17 protein-coding genes are annotated in these 21,251 nt (G+C 43.6%); 9 read left to right on the top strand and 8 right to left on the bottom strand.

Annotation, left to right across the window (positions count from 1 at the left end):
* Positions 1–52: 52 nt before the first annotated feature.
* Genes AC4MRV_RS09445 through AC4MRV_RS09430 form a run of 4 tightly spaced genes read left to right on the top strand, consistent with a single transcriptional unit; the run spans position 53 to position 4,221 of the window.
* Positions 53–655: a defense against restriction DarA-related protein gene (locus AC4MRV_RS09445; protein ID WP_164368816.1), complete on the top strand. Its 603-nt coding sequence runs from the start codon at positions 53–55 to the stop codon at positions 653–655.
* Positions 652–2,163 carry a defense against restriction DarA-related protein gene (locus AC4MRV_RS09440; RefSeq protein WP_103412210.1) on the top strand — a complete coding sequence of 504 codons (1,512 nt, stop codon included), beginning with the start codon at positions 652–654 and terminating at the stop codon, positions 2,161–2,163. The genes AC4MRV_RS09445 and AC4MRV_RS09440 overlap by 4 nt, the downstream gene beginning before the upstream one ends.
* Before the next feature lie 5 nt (positions 2,164–2,168).
* Positions 2,169–2,480: a hypothetical protein gene (locus tag AC4MRV_RS09435; RefSeq protein WP_110097063.1), complete on the top strand. Its 312-nt coding sequence runs from the start codon at positions 2,169–2,171 to the stop codon at positions 2,478–2,480.
* On the top strand, positions 2,455–4,221 hold the full coding sequence (locus tag AC4MRV_RS09430; RefSeq protein ID WP_222714876.1) for a hypothetical protein: 1,767 nt from the start codon (positions 2,455–2,457) through the stop codon (positions 4,219–4,221). The genes AC4MRV_RS09435 and AC4MRV_RS09430 overlap by 26 nt, the downstream gene beginning before the upstream one ends.
* A 41-nt stretch (positions 4,222–4,262) precedes the next feature.
* On the opposite strand, the gene AC4MRV_RS09425 is transcribed toward AC4MRV_RS09430, so the two are convergent.
* Positions 4,263–4,820, bottom strand: coding sequence for a hypothetical protein (locus AC4MRV_RS09425; protein ID WP_233902834.1), 558 nt, complete (start codon positions 4,818–4,820; stop codon positions 4,263–4,265).
* A gap of 158 nt (positions 4,821–4,978) precedes the next feature.
* On the bottom strand, positions 4,979–5,731 hold the full coding sequence (locus AC4MRV_RS09420) for a helix-turn-helix transcriptional regulator (RefSeq protein WP_491187130.1): 753 nt from the start codon (positions 5,729–5,731) through the stop codon (positions 4,979–4,981).
* A gap of 309 nt (positions 5,732–6,040) precedes the next feature.
* On the opposite strand from AC4MRV_RS09420, the gene AC4MRV_RS09415 reads away from it, so the two are divergent.
* The 4 genes from AC4MRV_RS09415 (at position 6,041) to AC4MRV_RS09400 (ending at position 16,311) form a co-directional block, all read left to right on the top strand.
* Entirely contained in the window at positions 6,041–12,973 is a 6,933-nt protein-coding gene (locus AC4MRV_RS09415) for an SNF2-related protein (RefSeq protein WP_164368810.1), read from the top strand.
* Between the two features lie 87 nt (positions 12,974–13,060).
* On the top strand, positions 13,061–13,477 hold the full coding sequence (locus tag AC4MRV_RS09410; protein ID WP_103412215.1) for a hypothetical protein: 417 nt from the start codon (positions 13,061–13,063) through the stop codon (positions 13,475–13,477).
* A gap of 145 nt (positions 13,478–13,622) precedes the next feature.
* Positions 13,623–15,287, top strand: a complete 1,665-nt coding sequence (locus AC4MRV_RS09405) for a portal protein (RefSeq protein WP_491187129.1) — start codon at positions 13,623–13,625, stop codon at positions 15,285–15,287.
* Entirely contained in the window at positions 15,280–16,311 is a 1,032-nt protein-coding gene (locus tag AC4MRV_RS09400; protein ID WP_103412217.1) for a hypothetical protein, read from the top strand. The genes AC4MRV_RS09405 and AC4MRV_RS09400 overlap by 8 nt, the downstream gene beginning before the upstream one ends.
* A gap of 119 nt (positions 16,312–16,430) precedes the next feature.
* Here the strand turns inward: AC4MRV_RS09400 and AC4MRV_RS09395 are convergent, their stop codons facing one another.
* Together AC4MRV_RS09395 and AC4MRV_RS09390 are read right to left on the bottom strand one after the other, a co-directional pair.
* Positions 16,431–16,766 (bottom strand): hypothetical protein, encoded by a 336-nt coding sequence (locus AC4MRV_RS09395; protein ID WP_110097010.1) that lies wholly within the window; start codon positions 16,764–16,766, stop codon positions 16,431–16,433.
* Positions 16,759–17,418: a nucleotide-binding protein gene (locus AC4MRV_RS09390; RefSeq protein WP_158652731.1), complete on the bottom strand. Its 660-nt coding sequence runs from the start codon at positions 17,416–17,418 to the stop codon at positions 16,759–16,761. Before AC4MRV_RS09390 ends, AC4MRV_RS09395 begins: the two co-directional genes overlap by 8 nt.
* A gap of 687 nt (positions 17,419–18,105) precedes the next feature.
* On the opposite strand from AC4MRV_RS09390, the gene AC4MRV_RS09385 reads away from it, so the two are divergent.
* Positions 18,106–19,152, top strand: coding sequence for a replication initiation protein (locus tag AC4MRV_RS09385; RefSeq protein WP_103412220.1), 1,047 nt, complete (start codon positions 18,106–18,108; stop codon positions 19,150–19,152).
* 192 nt (positions 19,153–19,344) lie between these two features.
* On the opposite strand, the gene AC4MRV_RS09380 is transcribed toward AC4MRV_RS09385, so the two are convergent.
* Genes AC4MRV_RS09380 through AC4MRV_RS09365 form a run of 4 tightly spaced genes read right to left on the bottom strand, consistent with a single transcriptional unit; the run spans position 19,345 to position 21,184 of the window.
* Positions 19,345–20,187 (bottom strand): DNA adenine methylase, encoded by an 843-nt coding sequence (locus AC4MRV_RS09380; protein ID WP_164368922.1) that lies wholly within the window; start codon positions 20,185–20,187, stop codon positions 19,345–19,347.
* A gap of 1 nt (position 20,188) precedes the next feature.
* A complete protein-coding gene (locus AC4MRV_RS09375; RefSeq protein WP_103412222.1) occupies positions 20,189–20,449 on the bottom strand; it encodes a hypothetical protein in 261 nt (86 codons plus the stop codon).
* 17 nt (positions 20,450–20,466) lie between these two features.
* Positions 20,467–20,829: a hypothetical protein gene (locus AC4MRV_RS09370; RefSeq protein ID WP_110097013.1), complete on the bottom strand. Its 363-nt coding sequence runs from the start codon at positions 20,827–20,829 to the stop codon at positions 20,467–20,469.
* A complete protein-coding gene (locus AC4MRV_RS09365; RefSeq protein WP_491187128.1) occupies positions 20,819–21,184 on the bottom strand; it encodes a DUF4406 domain-containing protein in 366 nt (121 codons plus the stop codon). The genes AC4MRV_RS09370 and AC4MRV_RS09365 overlap by 11 nt, the downstream gene beginning before the upstream one ends.
* Positions 21,185–21,251: the final 67 nt, after the last annotated feature.

Here is a 21,251-nt window from a genome sequence, read left to right as displayed (position 1 = left end):
TGCGCTCTACCATCGAACTGTTAACAACACAATCACAGTGTGGAGCGTTCCCGTGAGTTACTTATCTTTCGATTATGCCCAATTCAATGAAAAGGGACTAAAGAAGGTCATTGATGAATTTAAACGTCAAGATCTCCAAGTCACAAGCGTTGAAGCGGACAACAAAGCCAAACGACAGTCTGGAGTGCAGACTAAAAAAGCCACTCTTCATTTTGCCGATGGTCAGAAGCTCATGCTTCAGGCAACCGCGCAAGGGGCTATTTTCCAAGTACGCCTCAATACAAGAGTGATCCCAATCAAGCATGTTGACGATCTAAAAAAAGCCGTTGCAGAAATTGCCGGCAAGGTCAGTGCAAACAGCAAGCAGTTTCAACAGACATTAAAAAAACGAGCAGCCAGAGCCAGCAGTACGAGTAAAGACTCATCAAGCCGAGCTAAAACATCACTTAAAGCCCAGATAGCACTGGCAAACGCTGATAAGCAAGATTTGGAAGCTTCAGTTGCTGAGAAACGAAAGCAAAAGCAGGCATTAGAAGACGGTTTGCCAGCTAAAGAGCAAAGAAAGTCAGATATCAGCACCCACATTAACCAAGAATATTCTGTTTCAGAGCAACTAGAAGCGGAGCTAAAACAGCTAGAGGAGTCCGCAGCATGAACCCAGTGAAAGGATTAAAAGTTTTTGCCATGCCGGACCCACTGGCAAAAGGCTTTACTCGCTCTCAAATCAAAGAAGCAATGTATCAGCTAACCGCAGATCCAGAGCAAGAAGCGTTAATGTTTGAGGTTGAGCCTTTGTCAGTCATGGATGCTGCGTATGTTGAGGGGGAACTCGTTGGCAAGCATGATGGTTTTATTCTGGATGCGGTGACAACCAGTTATGCCTCATTCCCTCGCACAATGAAAGCGTTGGCTAGAGCACTAAACCGAGCCTTATCAAGCAGCAATATTACTGTGACAGATCATGAAGTCGGTGAGCCAAAGAAAAACAACCTCTTCGCTACCGTTGCGGCACAATTTTCGTTAAGTGACGGGCAGGCAGTGAGCGTAGTTTTCCATGCGCCTGACGAAGATCCAAAGGTATTTAAGCCTGATGATGTGGTCATTGCCTTTCGTTGGCTGCTAAACAAGCGGGATATTACTCAGGTTGTCGCCCCTGAAATGAATCAAGGGAAAATGCGTGAAGTATCGCTCTCAACGATTGGAAAACGCATTGGTAATCTTGCCGGCGCTAACTCAGAAGCGTTCCAAGCTAAGCAAAAAGAAGTCAATGATGCTCGAAATCAATTAGCCAGCCTTCAAGAGTCCTCTAATGCACTGCTTGATGAACTCAATCAACTGACAACTGAAGTTTCACAGTTAGAAACCCGCGATCAAGAGCTTGAACACATGGTTACGGTGAAATCTGAAGAACTCGCCAGCCGTCAAGCGTATAACGATAGCCTACGGGAGAAGATTGCCGCGCTAAAAGCAGCTCAGCCTGAGCCAAAGCCAGAGCAAACCCCAGCGCAAGGTGAAGGCGAACCTGCACCCGAAGAAAATGCGACATTAGAACGGTTTAAGCTGGTTGATTCTGGGCTATTCAATGATGTGGTTTCGTCGATGAGCACGATCGCTGCTATTGACCGTGGTGAAGAGAAAGGGTTAACTCGCTCACTCTTTGTCAATTCCATTGTTAACAAGCTAAAGACTCGACATAACAATGGGCACTCTGAAGTCGTTGATGCTGCACTAGATTTTATCTCTGAAGCACAGAAAGTCCTCGATAAACCGATCATTTCAGCTCGAAATAGTGTTTGGTCTTTGCATAGTAATGCCGCTGGCAGCAAGGAAGATAAGGATGAACAAGCTACGCCGGATTCGCCAGAAGCATCATCAACGTCTGCAGATACGCCGTCACCGGAGGCAACAAACACACCGGAAGAGTCCCAAGAAGGGGAAAGTGATGAAATGAAAGATCAATCTATAGGTGATAAGCCTCAAGCAGTACTAACATTAGAAGATATCATTAATGGTGTACATGATGATGTTGCTGCAGATGATGTGCTTGAAATGATAGAAGAAGCCAGCGAAGAGTTAGAAAAACTGGGGCTGGTGGATCAATTCGATGCCCTGATCGGCTCAGCGGTAGAAAAATACGCAGAGCTTGATGAGAAGCAGGAGTAATAAGCATGTTATCTGGTGTAGAAAAGCTCAAACTGGCGAAGGAAATACGCCAGTTGAGAGTGCAAATTAAAAGCGCGTCAATTAAAGGGATAGAGAAGTTGAAAATTGCCAAACAAATAAAGGCTATTCGCGCTCAGATTGTGGGTGGTGCTAAAAAGCTCGCTTCTCGCCTTGATGAACTCATTGGTGGCAAATTTGATCACCTAGAGCCAGTTAAGTTTATCGCTATTGTGCGTGAAATATCAGAAGAGTCGGGCGAATTTGAGTCCGTAAAGCAACCAGTAGTTAACTATGTCGAAAAAAGACTCCCAGCCTAAAAAGAAGGCAGTCATTTCCGCCATACAAGCATCCAGTGAGATAGACGGTCTTAGCGCCGTCTTTCTTGCGGCTTTTGGCGAAATGATAAGTGCCCAAACGCACCAAGCTAAGGCACTAAAACAAAAGCTAATCGACACCGAGGATGATTTAGAAAAATTTCAAGTTTGGCGCGATATTGTCTCGCTGCAAGTTGAGTTGAGCCGATACAATGACAACCGACTAGAATTGATATCAGAGCAGGGTGCTGATCTAAACAGTTTACGACAAGCCTATATTGTTCCTGACGATCTTGATGAACGACAGCGACAATTCTGGCAGCAGCATGGCGAGCAATTTCTCAGCAAAGTAATTGAGCCAGAAAAAGCGCAATTACTTAAAGATGTCGCTCATAACATTAACGAATTGCTGCGTAGTAACCCAGATATCAATAAAAAGATTGAGCGACTTGAAAATGAATACATCTCTCCACTCGCAGAGAAAGCCCGTGGGGTGATCGGTCAAATTCACGAACAAGGGCAAAGTGAAGCTCTAATGTCCGAATTTGAAATGATTCGCTCTGCCATTGAGTCTGCTCACCGGACGCAAATAGACCCTGTGCTTATGGCATCCAGTGAAGAATTAGACCAAACCGCACGACTTCAACTTCAAGCGTTACAAGATCAAAAGAAGCGGATAGGGACAGAGTTGATGTCCAGTGTGTATGACTCCCTGCTTGCACATTCTAGCGTCTCTCAGGAAGAGGCTGACCTCTGGGCTACCCATCAAGAGATCAGTGCGTCTGCTATCGCCAGAATGCGAAAATCAGGCTACCCAGAGTCAGAAGTCCGCCGTGACATGGCAACATATTATCGCTTGCTTAACGGTAGGCTCGATAATGTCCGATTGGTAACAACTGGTAGCAAACGAGCCAGTGCCATAATCAATACCGCGACCATTGATATTGATCATGATTTTGACCGTCGCACGCTATTTCACGAAATGAGCCACCTACTTGAAGCTGACGAGTCAGTTAAATTAGCCAATCAGCGGTTTATCCAAAAGCGTGCCTCTGGCTCCCCACAACGACTCAGCGAACTGACCAACAACCGATCATACAAAAGTGATGAGATAGCTATCCCAGATAACTTTTATTCACCGTATGTCGGAAAAGTGTATGAGAGTGGCGCGACCGAGGTTGCCTCCATGGGGATCCAGCAATTTTCCTCACTTGAAAGCATGTACGCCTTGTATGACAGTGACGAAGAAATGTTTACGTTAATGGTTGGTATGATGACAGGCGTTAACGATACCCTCATACAACGCCAGAAAAAGCAGCTCGAAAAGCAGGTCCATGGAACAAGTTTTGCCAATGCAGTAAAGAAAGTAATTGCGACACTATCATGGCAAGATGGGCATCGTATGGCTTCTGATGAAGCATGGCAACAAGCATTAACGGGAAAAGGGAAGACTAATGCCCACAATAAAAAGTGGGGATGGACTCGGACGCTTGGAACTTGTCAGCTATTTCCAGCCAAGGCGCCTAGACAGCGAAAGCAAATTTACGGTGTAACTGTGATGAGTGGCAAGCAAGACCAAACCCGACACTTCTTTAGAGAAAGAGTGCAGGCAGAAATATTCATGTATCTTCATGAATTATCAGCACGAGGGATTAAACCACTTCCCCAAAGCGCCTTTTATCTAGCCTGCAACAATCAAGCACCCGACTGGTATCAATCAGATACTGAACTACCACTAATTTAATACTTACATTCCGGCTCCAAGTACGATACGGAGCCGGTTTTTTATTCGCACCCTAAAATTCTTGTCATACCTTCTACCACACTCAATCGAATGCGAGCTAGGGAGAGTTCCAGCTTCGCTTTCTCTAGGCTTTCTTCAGCCAGCTCTTTGGCTGTCGGTAAAACCTTAGCCTCACTGTGCAATACAGGTAGATCCGCTTGTGTAAAGAAATCCAACACGTAAGGCTGAAATAGCTCGACTGGTGGCGTTGAATATCCTTGATGGACTGCTCGCTCATAAATCCGCTCAAACTGATCTGGATTTGCGTGCTTACAGTAAGTCAGGAAGCGATCACGCATCGTTCGGTCTGCAACACTAATCATGACAGCAGCATCATGAATACGCGCCCCGAGAAAGATTGACAGGACCGCCTTTCGTGTTTCTTCGTTGTATGGGAAGTTAGCCTTATCCCCACACGGAATAAATTCTTGCTTGCCTCCTTTTTGCTGGTGGCTGGTGGCATTTGATTCGCTCTTGCGTCCTTCTGATTCCAGATATCCTGTCCCAAAATCCGTGTTTTCAATGTGGGCTAAAACTGTATGGATGTAATCACCTAGCACTACATATTTCTCCTTCTAGGTCGAATTTGAACTAACGTCAGTTACATACTGTTTATTTATACAGTATTTTTAATCTTTTTTATATAATTCAAAGACTCAGTAAGGGCGAGTATGCATAAACATACTTATGGTGTATGTAGACAAAAGTGTCCACAAATCTAGCGTATCCTGAATGAATCGCTCTTGGTGATAAGTCGAAATGATGAGTGGCTGGATAATAAAGTACGAAGTTCTGACACGCTGTAACCAGTCTTATCACGGATGCGAGCTTTGAGAGATCGCACGGTAGATGGCGTAATCCCTAGTCTTTCTGCGGATTCTTTGTCAGACAATCCCATTTTTTTACAAAATACGAGACGAGATTCCGCCATGCTAAGAGGAGTGGAAAGGTCAGCAAAGTCAGGCAGCTTTACATGTCTAGAATCCATAGGACGGAAAAAATCATTTATCAAAAAAGCGATCCCGTTCAAATTTCCGCTTAGGTCAATTAGGGGGTATTTCTGAGTTTCAACAGTATGCAATTTGATACTGTCTCCGAAAAAGTAGTCGCAATCTGCAAAAATCATCGCCTGACGCTCTTCCATAATGAGGCGATCTTGCATGTCGTAGCTCTTGGCTGTCTCATGACGAACGCAGGATGGCATTTCTTCAAGTCGCTTACCGTAAAAGCTATACCCACAAGGTAAATCCACCAACTCCCTATAATGGCAGTTCATTATGAGAAATTCTGAATTAAGCCCTTTAATGCCGGCAGGACCAGGATATCGCATCAATTCAGCAATCAGACAATCACACAGCACGAACTGTCCCGCATGAATCCCATAATGAATGGACGTGTCCTTTCGTGGGTAACACCGTTGGCATAGATGCTTATTCTTCTTTAAGCAGTCTTTATACTTATTTGCGGTCATTCCGTCCTCTACATATCTATTCGACCGCCAACTGAAAGCGTAATTTATACGTTAATTATTATGTTAATTTTTATTGTAGACCACCTTTTGACAATTTTATGTGGATGCCTGTATTCATTGAGCTTGTTACCCTCCCGATGAACATTAATGTTTGCCCATCAAAAGGAGGATGGCGAACCTCCCGCCATACGCTGAATGTACAGATTCTTAATAACAACCCCTTTTAAATCAGAAGTTTCCATTCTGATTGACTCTCACTGGGAACAAAAAGCAACCGTCGAAATGGATGGCACAGCCGAAGATCAGACGATGATAAAAAATTTCATCCGTTTTCATGGCATGACTCCAGACGGGCGAATTGCTCAGCTTCCAGAAATGGCACCAATGAGTGCTCATTACTCGTTCACCACTAAAGCCGCGATTGAACAAGGTTTTTCTATTGCGTTTATTGAAGGTGAGCAAAAACCGTACCCACACCGTGATGTTGTGTTTGATAGCGCGGAAGATGAAGAACCATCCTTCACGACCAAACCACAATCATTCAAGCTGCAGGACCGTTATCAGTTCCAAGGTTTACCGATTTCCATTGAAAACAAGGCAGGCACTAAACGTTCAGGTGTAGACCCTGATGGTAGCGAATGGGCAGTGTCAATGCATTATGACTACGGGTACATAAGATCGACCAAAGGAACCGATCAGGAAGGTATTGATTGTTATGTAGGTCCGAACCGAAAAGCCGATCACGTTTACATCGTGAAGCAACATGCGATCGAAAAAATCAAACAATGGTCATCAAAATACTGCCCTCAATGTAAGGAACACGTTCAAGACTGCGCTTGTCCTGAGTTCTTTGACGAAGACAAGGTAATGCTAGGCTTTGACAACAAAGAGCAAGCCCGAGCCGCTTATCTAAAGCAGTATGATTCTGATCTGTTCTTGGGACCGATCTCTACAATGCGCATTGAAGACTTCAAAAAAGCGATCGCTGAAGCTGATGGAGAGGAATTAGACTTACCATTACAGTTTGTGCATGACCATGCTGTGCTTGATAGCGCGACAGATGAACAGGTGCAAGCTCTATTGGCAGCTAAAGATATCAATGAGTTAGAAGCTACTTTCAACCAGATATTCCAGCCTGTCGCATTTGCTGGCGATCGTGAGTTTGGTCTAAAAGCCAGTGGCGTAAAAACCCGAGAAGCGATCAACAACAAAGTAAAAGCGATCGTTGATCGTATTAAAGCGTCAAATTGGGACACAAGCACGCTCACAGCGGAAGATTATGATCTGCTTGTTCAATACTCAGGGCGTGGCGGTCTGAGTGAAAATAGCCAATACGAATATTACACTCCAACCTACATTGCAGAAGGGTGCTGGGAGCTGTTGAGTGCGAATGGGTTTGATAACGGCAACGTGTTAGAGCCATCTGCCGGCGCTGGTGTATTTAATGCCACTAAGCATCAAGGCGTTAAAATGACAGCAACGGAAATCGATCCGATCAGTTCTGCCGTGAATAAAATTCTTCACCCTGAAGATAATGTTTTCAATCAATCTTTTGAAAAGATGGCGGTTGAATCACCTGACAACCACTTTGATTCTGTAATTGGCAACATACCTTTTGGCAGTGCCCGTGGTGCGTCTGCTCACGATGACCCTGATCATAAAAGTGAAAAGCTCATTGAGCGTTACTTTATTAACCGCCTTATCGACAAAGTAAAGCCTAGTGGATTACTTGTTCTCGTTGTGCCTGTGAATATTGTGCGCGAACGTGGAAAAGCATGGCAAAAATGGCGAGCCAAGATCAGCAAAAAAGCTGAGTTCCTTGGTGCTCACAAGCTCCCAAGCAAAACATTTGGCAAACAAGGTACCGGTGTTGTTACAGATATTATCGTCTTACGTAAACACTCCAAGAATGCCGCAGAGAAAATCGCTCAACTACCAATGGAGCAGTTACAAGCGGCAAATGTACTATGGGACACTTTCTTAGAAGGTAAGTGGTGGGAGCGTGACGGTAAACCTTTTATTCATGGGAAATTTGTTCCAAAAGATGCCAGTAAAGTACGTGACGACGACAAAGTGATCCGTGATGCGAGTGTTACAGATGTCGCCCTCAAGCGTAAGCTGGCGGCAAAATTCCATTCTCGCATTGACTGGGAAGCCCTAGATACAGCTGAGCCAGCCATTAAGAACTACGTGGAAGGTGATCGCCGTGTTATTGATGAGCGCACGTATGAGTTCACTCGTGGCAACTGGGAGCCTGTTGATGCATTACAAACGACCACTGATATTGATGAAAGTAAATACGGTGTGGCGTCTTTGGAGGCACTTCAGGGGCTACTTGAAAGTAATCATGGTTTAATGTCGCTCTCAGTGAAGCAGGCATTTGCTGCAATGAAAGCATGGGGACATTTGTTTTCTAAGCCTCAAAAGCAAGCTATTGAATTTGCCATGACGCAACCAAGCGATGAGTATCGAGAGCAAATCTTCCGAGGTTCATTAATCGGTGCTGATCTAGCTCGCTTCCAAAATGATACTAATCAGGGTAATTGGAATGCCACTGAACAAATGCGTTTGCAAGAGCTGGTGGCAAACGAAATCAACAAGTATGGACACCCTAAACAGAACAAGGGGCTGATTCTAGCAGGTGAACGCTCTCGCTATTTTGGCGTTTTTTCTAATGCTATGGACGAAAATGGTGATTATTCAACCTTATTAACTGGTGAAGTCAGCACAAAAGGTCTGGCATTTGATGATACAAATCCACATGCAATTGTGGAGCATCTGTATCTACGTGAAGGCATGATGCACATTACGCTAGAAGACATTCAGCAACTCTATAAAGGCAAGACTCCAATTCAATCATTGTCTGACTTGGCAGATGATAAAAACCTCGCTATTCATCCCGACGGTCTGGTTATGCCAATGAGCCGCTTTTGTTCCGGCGATGTTTACCAAAAAGTGCTTACTCTTAGTCATGCACTCAATGTCGAAACCGATCCAAAACTTAAAGCCAAGTACCAGCAGCAACTGGAAGAAATAGAGCAGCGCCGATACAAAACACAGCCGGAAAATATCGCATTTTCAATGCGCCACAAGTGGATTGACCGCCAGTATGTGTTGGAATTTATGCATGAGAAAGGGTACTCAAACTTAGATTACCTCGTCGATAAAAAGCAGGTTGCGACAGACGATGACACTGGAGGCAGTTTTGTTGAAAACGTGAAAGTGCGTGATACCAGCTCTCCATTTGGTGAGTTTGTTGGTTATGAAGACAATCAAGGCTTCAATAAGCAGCTTAATAGCTGGCTAAATGGCGGTAACGTTACTAGCTCAAAACAAGAGTATATCGAAGAGTACAAAGAGCGCGTTGCGCGTTTGGATGAAGAGTTCCGCTTATGGATGCAGCAGCACAAAGATATTGATGATCTGGCGGAGCTGTACAACCAGAAGTTTAATTCTTACATCCCATTTGAACATTCTGATGCCGATTTAGGTTTAGAAGGTGTTAGCGCCATGGTTAAACCTCATGGCTACCAATGTTCCGCTGTACGCCGCTTGTCAGAAGATGGCTCTGGTATTCTTGGGTTTGATGTTGGTCTTGGTAAGACATTTAGCGCCTTAGCGCTTGCGGCTTACAACAAGCAAATGGGGCGAGCCAATAAAACCTTAATTGTCGTGCCTAACTCTGTTTTAGCGAACTGGTACCACGAAGCGAAGATGTTTCATGGCAATCTGGATAATGCGCTGTTTGTCGGATTTAAACCAAAGTTAGACAAAGACGGGCAAATTCAGCGTGAAGCTGTCAAAGATGAGAAAGGAAACCCAAAGAAAAACAAGCATACAGGTGACGTCGAATATCAAGACATCCTAATCAAAGAATCTGCCGAAGAAGTCTTTGACAAGATGCACCAAATTCCCCAGACCTCAAAATCGTTAGTTGTCATGACATTTGAAAAGTATAAAGAAATTCAAATGCGTCCAGTCAACAAGCATAAGTATGCCGACAAGTGGGTAGAGAAATCGCTAATTTCGGACCAGATGGCAGCAAGTACGGTCGCTGGTGATGACTTCAGTCTTGGTAAGGGCAAAGACAAGATCAGCTATAAAGAAGCGGTTCGTCGTGAAGCCTTGCAACAACGCTTCCTTGAAGACGGCGGTCACAAGAAAGGTGAGTACCCATATTTTGAAGATATGGGCTTCCAATCAGTGATCATTGATGAAGCACATGCATTTAAGAACAGTTTTAAAGCCGGTGACAAAACGGCAAATATTGCATACTTGCCAAACCCGACTGAATCACAACGTGCTATCGACATGGCAATGAAGATGGCATATCTACGTGATCAAAACGAAGGTCGTGGACCTGTTCTTTTATCTGCGACACCAGTAACCAACTCTCCCCTTGAGATTTTCAATATGCTTTCTCTGGTATTACCCGTTGAAGAGTTTGAAAAGTTTGGTGTTTATACTGCAGATGATTTTGTTCGTGTGTTCGGCAAGGTTGAAACCGTTGAGAAAATGACGGTAAAAGGTGAAATCGTACAAAAGGATGGATTAGTCGGCTTCCAAAACTTAGATGGATTACGAAACCTATTCCACCGTTACACCTTAATGCGTAACGCAGAAGACGTAAGCTTAGCGCTACCAGATGCCCCTGAAACTCATGAAAGTGTCGACATGACCGCAGATCAAGAATCGGCATATGAGTCATTACGTGAAGAAGCAAAAGAAGCCAGCAAGCCGGCTCGCCAGCGTAGTGCGAATGCTCGCGCTCTATTCGCTGTTATGCGAGACATGGATAAGGTGACAACAGACATGGATCTGTTCAACCAGACCATGACCTTTACTTTCCCAGCGTCAAAAGCCAAAGCGGTTGATCAGCTTATCGCTGCCCTTCCTGCATCTATCGAAGCAGAGCGCATCGAACAAACTGAAGATGGCGAAGAGGTTAAACGTAAAGTCTCTATTGAGCTGGATTATCAACGAAAGGACGAGTCCGACTCTATTGTGCTGGTGGTTCCTGATGTGTACGAACAGGCTGTACTTGACCGTTTAAATGATGCGGCTATCAAGCCTGCCGACGTAAGCCATCCATTAACGCCTAAGTATGCGAAGCTGGTCGCTAACTTAAAAGCGGAGTTAGAAGTTAAAGGTAAGCAAATTATCTTTACCGAGGAAAAAACTCAGCACCATAAGTTAAAGCGAATCATCGTTAACCAGCTTGGTCTGGATGAAAAGCAGATCGGCATTATCAATGGCTCTGATGCAGCAGGAGCAAAGCTTCAACGAATTGCTGATGCTTACAATGCCGGTGATATTAAAATCGTTATCTGTAACAAAAAAGCTGAAGTCGGTGTAAACCTACAAAAAGGGACCAGTGCAATTCATCATCTAACATTGCCATGGACACCTGCCTCTATTCAGCAACGCAATGGACGAGGGGTAAGACAAGGGAATACAGCATCAAAAGTAAGCCTGTACTACTACCTTGGTAAAGGCTCGTTTGATGGCTACCGCCTTGATCTACTCAATAAGAAAAAGAGTTGGATGCGAGATTTGTTCAATGGAACAGAATCAGAAGCAGTCAATGGCAATGCGATAGATAACGATGACTACCTAGACATGTTTGAAGCCGATCCTGAAGCAGCCAAAGCTAAACGAATGGAACGCTTAGCCCAAAAACAAGCAGAGCGTAAGCGTAAGTCTGATTTGAAATGCGCTGTAGACCTGTCTCAAGTAATTGGCTTACGCAGTCAGTTAGCCAGCTGGGAAGCGGATAAAGCTGAAGACTACAATCGACTGGTTGAGCGTAAAGACAAAGCTCAAGCATCGCTTTCTCGCATTAAAGAAAAAGGAGAAGATAGTAGCAAAGCAGAACAAGCATTGGCTCGAATTAACAAATCCCTTCAAGATCATGATGCGAAATGGGAAGAAGATAAAGCCAAGCTTGAATCTCGACTATCACAACGGATGACGTTCCTAAAGCAAAAAGCGAGTGCTGGCGAACTTCCGTTTGACAGTGCGATTATCGAAAACCCTGAAAATGCCATTGTTGCTCGTGACGGTTCGGTGCTTACGGTTGGCACTTATTTTGAAACGGATTTCGGGGCAATTCTTCGCATTGAACAGGTTGAACAATCTTCACGCTCAGTGCATTACTCTGTGCCTGTTGGGGATGTTTCCTATTATTGGTGGGGGCGCCGCAATGGGGAGTTCATGAAAGCGGATTTAGACTCCATGCCAGACGGATTAAAGCATGTTTCTTTGTCAGATGATGAGGTAAGGGTGAAACAGATTTTATCTATCACTTATACCTACAACACGCTATCAAAACTGAAAAAAGATCAGTTTGTAAAATACCGTGATGACATCAAGCTGCAGGGTTACGGTAACTTCCTATTCCGAGTCAATGGAGAGCTTACTCTCGCCAGCGCAGATCAGCATCCAACAGAAATGTTGGTTTACCCTGACGTCAGTGACAACGCTTTGAAGCGTGAGATTGCATTGCATTACTTAAAACTTCGCAGAGAAGATAAGCCAATGTATGCATGGCGAGAAGTTGTAAAACCATTCTTTGGTGACTTTTATGATCAAGAAATTGCGGAATACGGACAAAAAGCCTCACAAGCCGATGTCCTAGCAGCGTGTGATAAGGCTTGGATGGACTATCAACCAACGCTCTTAGAAGGCATTCAATTGTCCTCTTCGTTAAAAGGACTGCCAGCAGCAGTAGCTAAGCACCAAGCATACCGTCTGGCTCGTCAGGACTTCCAAGAATCTGCAGAAGATAAAGCTGCAGAGCTTGGGGATAACCGAATGGAAATTAATCGTTGGGTGAGAGAGTTCATTTCAGGGCTTGAAAGCAAGCTACTTGATGAGGCAGAAACCGCGAAACGTCAGGCTGCCGACGCTGAACTTGAAGAGCTAAAAAAGAACCCAGCCTTTAAAGAGCTACCAGCGGAAGTGAAAAAAGGATTTGAAGATATCGGTGTTACTGCGCGATATAACTACAAAGATGTTTCTATTCCTCGTAATGGTCGATACCGCGCTCGCTCATTGTCAGCATTTCAGTATTTCTTCTTGAAAGATGAAAATGGTAAAGCCGGTAAGCTGTTTGCTGCTAAAGATATCCTTAAAAACCGCTTTGGTGCTAAGTTCTGTACCGCAGAGGGTGATTGGGATGGCAGCTGGTGGTATTTCCCTGTGAGCGTTGATGTTAAGGAGGTGTTTGAGATCATCGCCTAACACCTAACAGGTATCAGATAAATACTTATTTAACACTTGTAGGGTATCTGCTATATTGTAGGTACCCTATGGCAAGGAATTACGACCATGAAAATAAAAATCCCAACACAAGCAGAACTTCAGCCTCTTTATGATGAAGCAACGGAAGGGCAGACTGAAGAACAGTGGATGGAAACCTTTCTTTCAGCTGTAGCAAAGATGCTGCGTAAAAATCCACTTTGGTACCGTGCATATGGCATCTATTGGTGGGGTATAAAACAAATGCTTATTGAGCGAGAGCTGGTATCGTCTGATTTTATTGATGCTGAATGGTTAGAGAAAATTCATTATGAAAAACCTGCCTATCTTTTGCTCGCAGGCTTTGCTTACCATGACGAACGTCAAGACATCGGAGCGTTAGAAGATGATACGCATGTCATTGAGTTTGAAGATGGCGCCATAGACAGCTACATCCTAATCGACGAAGACTTTGAATTAGTCGCCGTCGCCAATGCTATTGCTTAAAGCGCAATGAAATAAAGGGTATCAATACGATACCCTTTAAATACTTACAAGATACCCGCCAAGCCCCACTCAAACAAATCTGTGTTGATGCACCTCTAACCACTGCTCGTTACTCTCTCGATGTTAATTAACAGGCGAGAGAATCATGGCTGAGAAAAAAAAGAGGTGGTGGCAACAACTCTCACAAATGTTCCAAGGTCAGCAAGACGATGACCATAGCGGTCATTTAGAGCTGGCAGAATCAGGTTTCGACTATGAGGATGCAGGCAAGCTTGATGATTTACTAGGCAAAGAGGGAGCTAACTCTGAGTCAGAAACCGAAAAGCTTATTGAGCCGTTCCCTTGCAATCGTCGTGCTGGTTATTTGAGATATGAAGAAATGGCAGTCGATCCGACTATCGACAGCGCCCTAAAGATGCATGTTGCCAATGCTCTGTCTGCCAAAACCGACACTCAAGAAATTTTGTTTATTGCCTCTACCAAAGAAGGGGAGGGAGACAAAATTGTTAAGGACCTGCGAAACACTATCGGTCGCTGGTTAAACGAAAATGCCGAAGCAATAGCTTTTCAAGCCGCTAAATACGGTCTGAGTTATGTGCGTCCCTATATCGAGCCACAAAAAGGGATCACTCACATTCGATTTGACCACTATACACACCCTGCTCATATCCGTTGCTATGAGCGAGCAGGATTATTGTGTGGCTACACTTCAAAATACCAACGAAGCCTTGAGAAGAAAGGGCTTGTTGAGCTTATGGAGCCGTGGAAATTTATCCAATTTAAAATCCCTAAATGGGACGGTCACGGCAGCACGCTTATTGAACCTGTGCGTTTAAACCCATTGGCATTTGATATTAATGATGATGACTACCAGAATGAAGAGCCGGTCGAAACACAGGACTACGGTTCCAGTCTGTTACGCTCAGCTTATGATCCATGGGTTGATTTAAATGAAGCCATATTGTCACTCAACTCAGCACGTAAGAACGCTGCGAAGCGAGACCGATTCATCACAATCCAGACCGGTAAGAAAAACCCAACTCTAGCAGCTCAGTATTACAACACCATTTTGGGGGCGTTAAAGCGAAAGTTGAACCTGTCGGCTAAGCGCTCAGCTAAACGTGGGCATATTTCAACAATAGATAACCACATTCTGCCAGTTACCGCTGACGGCTCAGGTCAAGTAAACATTCAAACCGAGCAGTCGGATGTCAATATTAGCCATATCGAAGACGTAAACTTTCATGTCAATCGTCTGTGTAGTGCGCTAGGCGTGGATAAATCACTCGTTGGCTTTACTGAAGATATGAGTGGTGGTCTTGGTGAGGGTGGCTGGTGGACGCAATCTATGGTTGCTGCAATCAAGGCTAATCTAATCCGCCGAGCGATCAAGGCTGGTGCAGAAAAGCTCTGTGAAATCCATGTGTTGATGAAATGGGGCAAGGTTTACACGGAAACAGACAAACCATGGCGTATCGAGTTTAACAGCTTAAATAACGTATTAGAACGTGAAGAAGCGACGGCGAGGGAGTCAAGAATTAGCTTCGCAACGTCAGTTGTTACGCTAATGCAAATGCTCGATCCCGAACTCAACAAGTTCAACTTTAAACAGACTTCAAACTGGCTCTTTACTGATGTTTTGCGTGTGAGTGAAGAAACATTTAAGCAACTGATAGAGGCTGCGAAAGATGGTGATCAGGATGAAGTCGACAAGGTTCTGGACTCGGTTTCCGATCCAGATAGCCATAATCAACTGAAAACCATGATTTACAGCTGCATTGCAGAGCTGATGGGAGAGGAAAATGTCTAAAAAAATCCTGCAAAGTATTACCTGTACATTCAATATTTTTGATACAGGTAGAAAGTATACGGGCAAACAACGTGGGTACATTCTTGATAACGTCAAGTCGGTGCTGACAGCGCCTGAAGTGGAAGAGCGTTTGCGTTTACGAGAATTGGTGGGGTATGTCTCACATGGTCTTCGTGAAATGGCTGGCAAGCTTACTCTGGGGGAAACTTTACCCGTTCACTTGCCTAATGGACAAATGACCGTTGTTAACGCTATTCCTGCCTGTGTGACCGTAGGTTTGTCTATTGATGACGATGGCAACCTAACTCACACCCAAGAAGTATTGGACAATGACGAAGGGCGTAAGCTTCTTGGGTTACACAACTCTCGTATTGGTGGTTTTTCGTGGGCTTGTGGTGGTGGCAAAGTTGGGGGCAACACACTTATTAATGGGTTTTATGGTTTTGATTATGTACATAACCCGTTATTCGCTGGCAACCGTGGCTATGTGTTGGATTCTGCATCTGCAGAAGATGAATTTGATCGCCAAGCGGTCCTCGATAATCTAACCAGTGCCGGCGTACCTGAAGATGAGCGAGAAATGGTATTGGATTCGTTCAATGCATCCATGGCGTTTGAGTCGGCTCATTTTAAAGGCATGTTGCTTGATGCTCAGCAGGTAATTGCAGATCAAGATGAGAAAGCCCAAGAGCTTCAACAACTTTTGGACAGTGCCACTGAAGAAACAGAAACGCTGAAATCTGAAAAGACAAATCGTGAGCAGTTCTTTAAACAACTACAAGAGCGTAGCCATGTTGCGATAACTGATCAGGTTCTTGATGCATTGATTAATGCTGACAGTGAAGAAAGCATGGAAACCATTATGCAAATGATTATGGATACCGCCAATATCAGCACTCAGCACCTACCAATAGCAGGGCATAAAAAAACGTTTGTTAAGCAATCAACAGAAACAGACGAGAGAGGCGATAAGAACGATCCATTTAGCATCAATGCTTCTATGGACGCAGGCTTTTACGATTAACGCCTTGCTAGACCTTTAGCTGGCGAAGCCAGCAAATAATCAATAATGATTTAGGAACTTTGTTCCTATGTTATCAGGATGGTTATTAGTTTAAAAAAAGGAGCCAACAGGCTCCTTTTTTATGCTTCTTTTTTCTTTTGCTCTTTAAGAGTTTTCTCAATGAGCTTATTCATGCCTTCTGCGATTAAAACTTGGCAAAGGTGTTTTCTGTTAGCAAATTGAGGGTCCAATTCAGCTAATTTAGTACCCCATTCGCGGTAATATTCATTCAAGTTGATATGCACTGGCTTTTCTGACGATTTTGTTTTGTCAGTCGACTCTAATGCCTCATACCATTCTTGTGATACCTCATCTTGTTGGCTATTAACATCGCCATTGATGAAAGCATCGGCATTTTTTTCAGGCGTTTGGTTCTTTCGAATAGGTTGTCTGAATCGTTTAGTGTTATCAGCCATTTGCTTTCTCCAGTAATTCATTGACCAAGTTGTTCATTTCTGCCTTGGCTTTTGCATCACTCATTTCTCTTACACCACGACCAATAGCATAGGCATCGCTATACACCACTCGGTTGTATGCCACTGTCTCAAGGACTTCCATTGAACTGTATTCTTTAAGAGTACTCTTAGTGAATATAATGTCTTGCTCTCTCGCTGTATGGGTCGGGGCAATCGAGATCATGCAAAACGTTTTAAGCTTAGAGTTAAAATCTTTAGCTGTATCAATAAGGTCTTGTACTTCTAGGATACTGTCTCTATGGTCTTGAGTGGGACGAAAAGGTGCTAAGGCAATGTCAGCCGCCAGTAAGCCACTGCGCATTTCTTGTGTACGAGTCGGGTCAATATTTCCCTGAACATCTACGATCACATAATCGTATTTAGTATCTAACTCCTGCAGGGTTTTAGTGATTTTCCCTCTTTTCTGCACGCAAAAAATTGGTGGCTCAATACCTTCTTCCTCACGGTAAGCACCAAAGTTTGCAGTAGTACCACCAGGATCTGCATCAACCAGACAGACTGAATTATGGCGGTGTGCAAGTTCTACGGCTAAGTTTTGGGAGCAAATAGATTTCATTGCTCCACCTCTTTGCCCAAAAACCAAGATAATCATGAGCATCTCCTTCATTTGTGTGTGCTTATCATAACACACAAAAACTCAATTGATACCCATAAAACACCATAAAAGCACTTAACAGGTATCAGGTAGATACTTATTTGTTATCACTTGGAAGTTGCCATCTAGTTAGGAGCGTTTGACATGTTAGGCTAAGGAGGTGACTAAATTAGTTATCCACAAATCCACACTTCTATAATAGTTATATTTTATTTATGAAGATCTATAAAGATCTATAAAGATATATAGGGCGCTAAAAAACCTTTAGGCTCAATGACTTACAGAACAAACTATTACCTTTTACTCCGGTAACTAGATCGTTCTACTCCGGTAACTAGATCACTTTACTCCGGTAACTATTACCTTTTACTCCGCTAGATAGATCGTTTTACTCCGGTAACTATTACCTTTTACTCCGGCTTGAGGTGTAAGTTTGTTGATAAATGGCTATTTATGTCCTTGATTCGTTGATTTTTTCTATAACTATTACCTTTTACTCCGCTTTGGCGCTCAAAACTCTCTATAAAACCTTTACTATTACTTCTTACTCCGGTATTAAAGGCAATAAATCACAATAAATGACTTCTTACTCCGGCATTTCCGGAGTAAAGGGTAATAATTAAAAGCCCCTTAGCAGCAAAGAGTCATAGTTAGCAAGAAGCACCGGAGTAAAAGGTAATAGTTATGAATGACAATGACGCCCCTGAGCAAAAGTTGCCAAAAGAACGAACAATCACAAGTGCAGTGTCTGCCGATATCCATAGCGACTTTTTCAAAAAATCTCATGCGCTTGTCTTTTCCCGACTGTCGTTATCACCAGTGGAGCACGATATTTTTGCTCTATTACTGTCACGGTTGCATAAAGACCAGTGGGAAGACTTTATGGCAGGGAAAACACCGATATCACCTAGCTATGAGTTTAAAAGCAAAGTGCTTTGCGACTGGTTTTGCGTGGAAAAGGAAGACCTTTATAACATCCTCTATAAGCCGTCAGAACGATTGGCAGGTAAGAAAATAGGTGTGATACAGGAAGGTGATTCTTTCGACTTTATCCCTTTGTTTAAGCGAGTTAAGTACAAACATGGCACGCTAACCATCAAACCTAATGATGAGCTGATCACAGAGTATTTAGGGATATCCCAAGGTCACGCTCAAATTCCACATAAATCATTCCGACAAATAAAAACGGAGCATGGCAAAAGATTGTATACCATGCTTTGCCGGTTCAAATCCCCTAACACTGAGCTGCACCCACAAACGATTGAAGACCTCCATGGTTTCTTTGGTCTGTTAGATAGGCAAGGGACGCTATTGAAAAAGACTTATGCTGTAAACGCTAACTTTATCAAGCGGATCATTAAACCAGCGATTCAAGAAATTGATGAGAAAGAGTCCCATATTAGATTTCTGATCGATGACAAAACTGGGAACTACGGATTCTCTTACATCAAAGAAGGTAGAAAAGTAGTCGGGATTAAGTTTCTTTTTCAGTGGCAATTGCCGGAAAAAGAAGTCGGCGTTAAGGTTGAGAAAAATCTGACCTACGAGGATGCATTAAAGACATTTGCCGACGTTGTTGATAAGCGATGCATTCCGTCCATTGAGGAAATTAATAATCTAAAAGAACATTTGGTGAGGATTGGTACTGAAGGGCACGATTTTGGCAGTGGGTTCTTTTCAAAACTGAGAGAATCTGAAGAAGCTGCTCAAGAGATTGAAGAAAAAGCGTGATAATTTGAAGTATAACCGTGAAAGATGCCTTCTGTCTTTCACGGTTTATGGGGTAACTAATGATAACAATGAGCTTTTGAGTTTTTACAAAAGCCATATTATTCAAGGCTTTAATTAGTATTGGAGTGGTATTGATGGGGTGTTCTACGGAGTCATCACTTCACGATTCACCTCAAATCCTCACGTTTATCCTCAAACGTTCACTGGTTTAGGGTAATAAGGTTGTAACCCATCCATATAGCGCCTAAATTGCTTCTTAGAAAACCCTCTAAGTGCGATCATTTCAAATGTTTTACCTCTCCCGCTCCCTTTACAGCTGATAGAGCGCCTCACAGGCGTTTTATAGACGGTAAAGCCCTCCTCTCGGTAGATATGGGTAAGTTCAGGCAAAAGCGTGTTAGTGGCGATTACAGCTCCATCGTAGCCACTAAGCATACTAACAATGCGATCTTGTAAGTTTTCATTTTTATCTTTGGTGTAGCCGTTAAATGTTTTCTCATAAGGAGGATCCATTAGGACCATCTGAGCATCGGATATATCTACCGCTGAGAAGCAACCGCAACTAAAGGTCCAGTTTTTAGCGACTCGCATAAACTCTTTTGTGTCCGGTGGAGTGGCGATGCCCTTATAGTCACCAAACGGCATGTTAAATTTGCCTTCTCGTTTGCTTTGGCGAACAAGCCCATTGAAAGAGTGTTTGCATAGATACCAAAAAAGGGCAGCTTCCCTTTCGCCTAGTTCCTGACCAGACAGTAAAGAGTTATTCAGTTCCTCTCTGGCAGAATAGAAGAACTCCTCTTCTAGCAAGAAATCGTTTGGATCTATTTCATACCCGTTGGAGAGTTGCTTATACAAATTGATAAGGGCGGGGTTAGCATCATTGAGGGTGACGTTGTTAAATTCATAAAACAAAGAAAATGCTGCAGAGCCGGCGAAAGGCTCTACGACTCGTTCTGGTGCAATGTCATTAACAATGCGCTCTGCACGTTTGGCAAGCCACGTTTTGCCGCCTGCCCATTTGATTAGTGGTTTCATGCTATCCCTTTTTGTTGCTGGTTTTCCCAAATTGCGGGTGAAATATGATGGCGGTTGCTGCCTTTTCCGTATCTAAATCAGAGAATGCGCTTTTAAGGGAGGTCACTTCCTTAGTGATGTTGGCACCATGGTTGATAGATATGGCGTGCAATCCAGCCAAGAAATGGAGTTTGTATGGAGAGGAAAAGCGAATTAGCAAATCATGGAAGCCTAGTGTTTTAATACGCTGCCATCGTGTATATCGTTGCTGGTGGTTTGACATTCCGCCTCCATTCACAGTCAGTCAAACCGTGATCTGCACTTATCGTGGGTTTCTTGTTCATAGTGCTCTTTTAGTTTTTGCTCCCAATCGGGATAGATAACTTTGAGCACATCATTTTCATCGTTCAATCTGCCGCAGTGTGAACCAAGCTGTTGTATCTTTTCGGTTCGTTGAATTAGCGCACTTTTAAACCATTTAGCTATTGCTACTGGATCGCCGGTATAACCAAGCCCATCACAATGAAGGCATTCCCATTTAGCAGAGAATAACCCTTTGGTTTCACCTTTCCCGCTGCAGTGAGAGCACACTTCTGGGGTGTGCTCTACTTGGTTGTTTGCAAGCTCTATGGCTGCATCGACTAAAGAACGTTTACTCTTCATCAATGAGCATTAATCCAAGGGAATGAGCAGCAAACACTTCCGCCAGTGCGCCTTTTGACTCCATCCAACCTTTAAGGCGAACAACAGCATTCGAGACAAAAAGATCTGAGAAGCTCAGCTTCATGTACTGGTCGTAAGTTAACCCTTTGGGGTTTCTTGCTGGGTTCAGTGGGATGTGTCCGGCATCCTGTGTCATTTCTTCGATACGGAAGAATTCTGGATGATTGAAATGGCGGTGCCCTGTCATTGGTCCGCTGATATAAATTGTGAGCTTTCCTGCATCTTTTCTTAATTGCTTCAAACTTTCTAAAGTCAATTCAGCACGACACGTAACGTGAGCCATTTCCGGTGACATCCAATTTCCCTTTAAAACAAAGTGGTGGACAGAAATTAACACTTTGATGTATGTTAATCAATAGCGT

The sequence above is a fragment of the Vibrio sp. genome, assembly GCF_984391705.1.
This window is presented reverse-complemented; position numbering and strand designations above follow the sequence as displayed.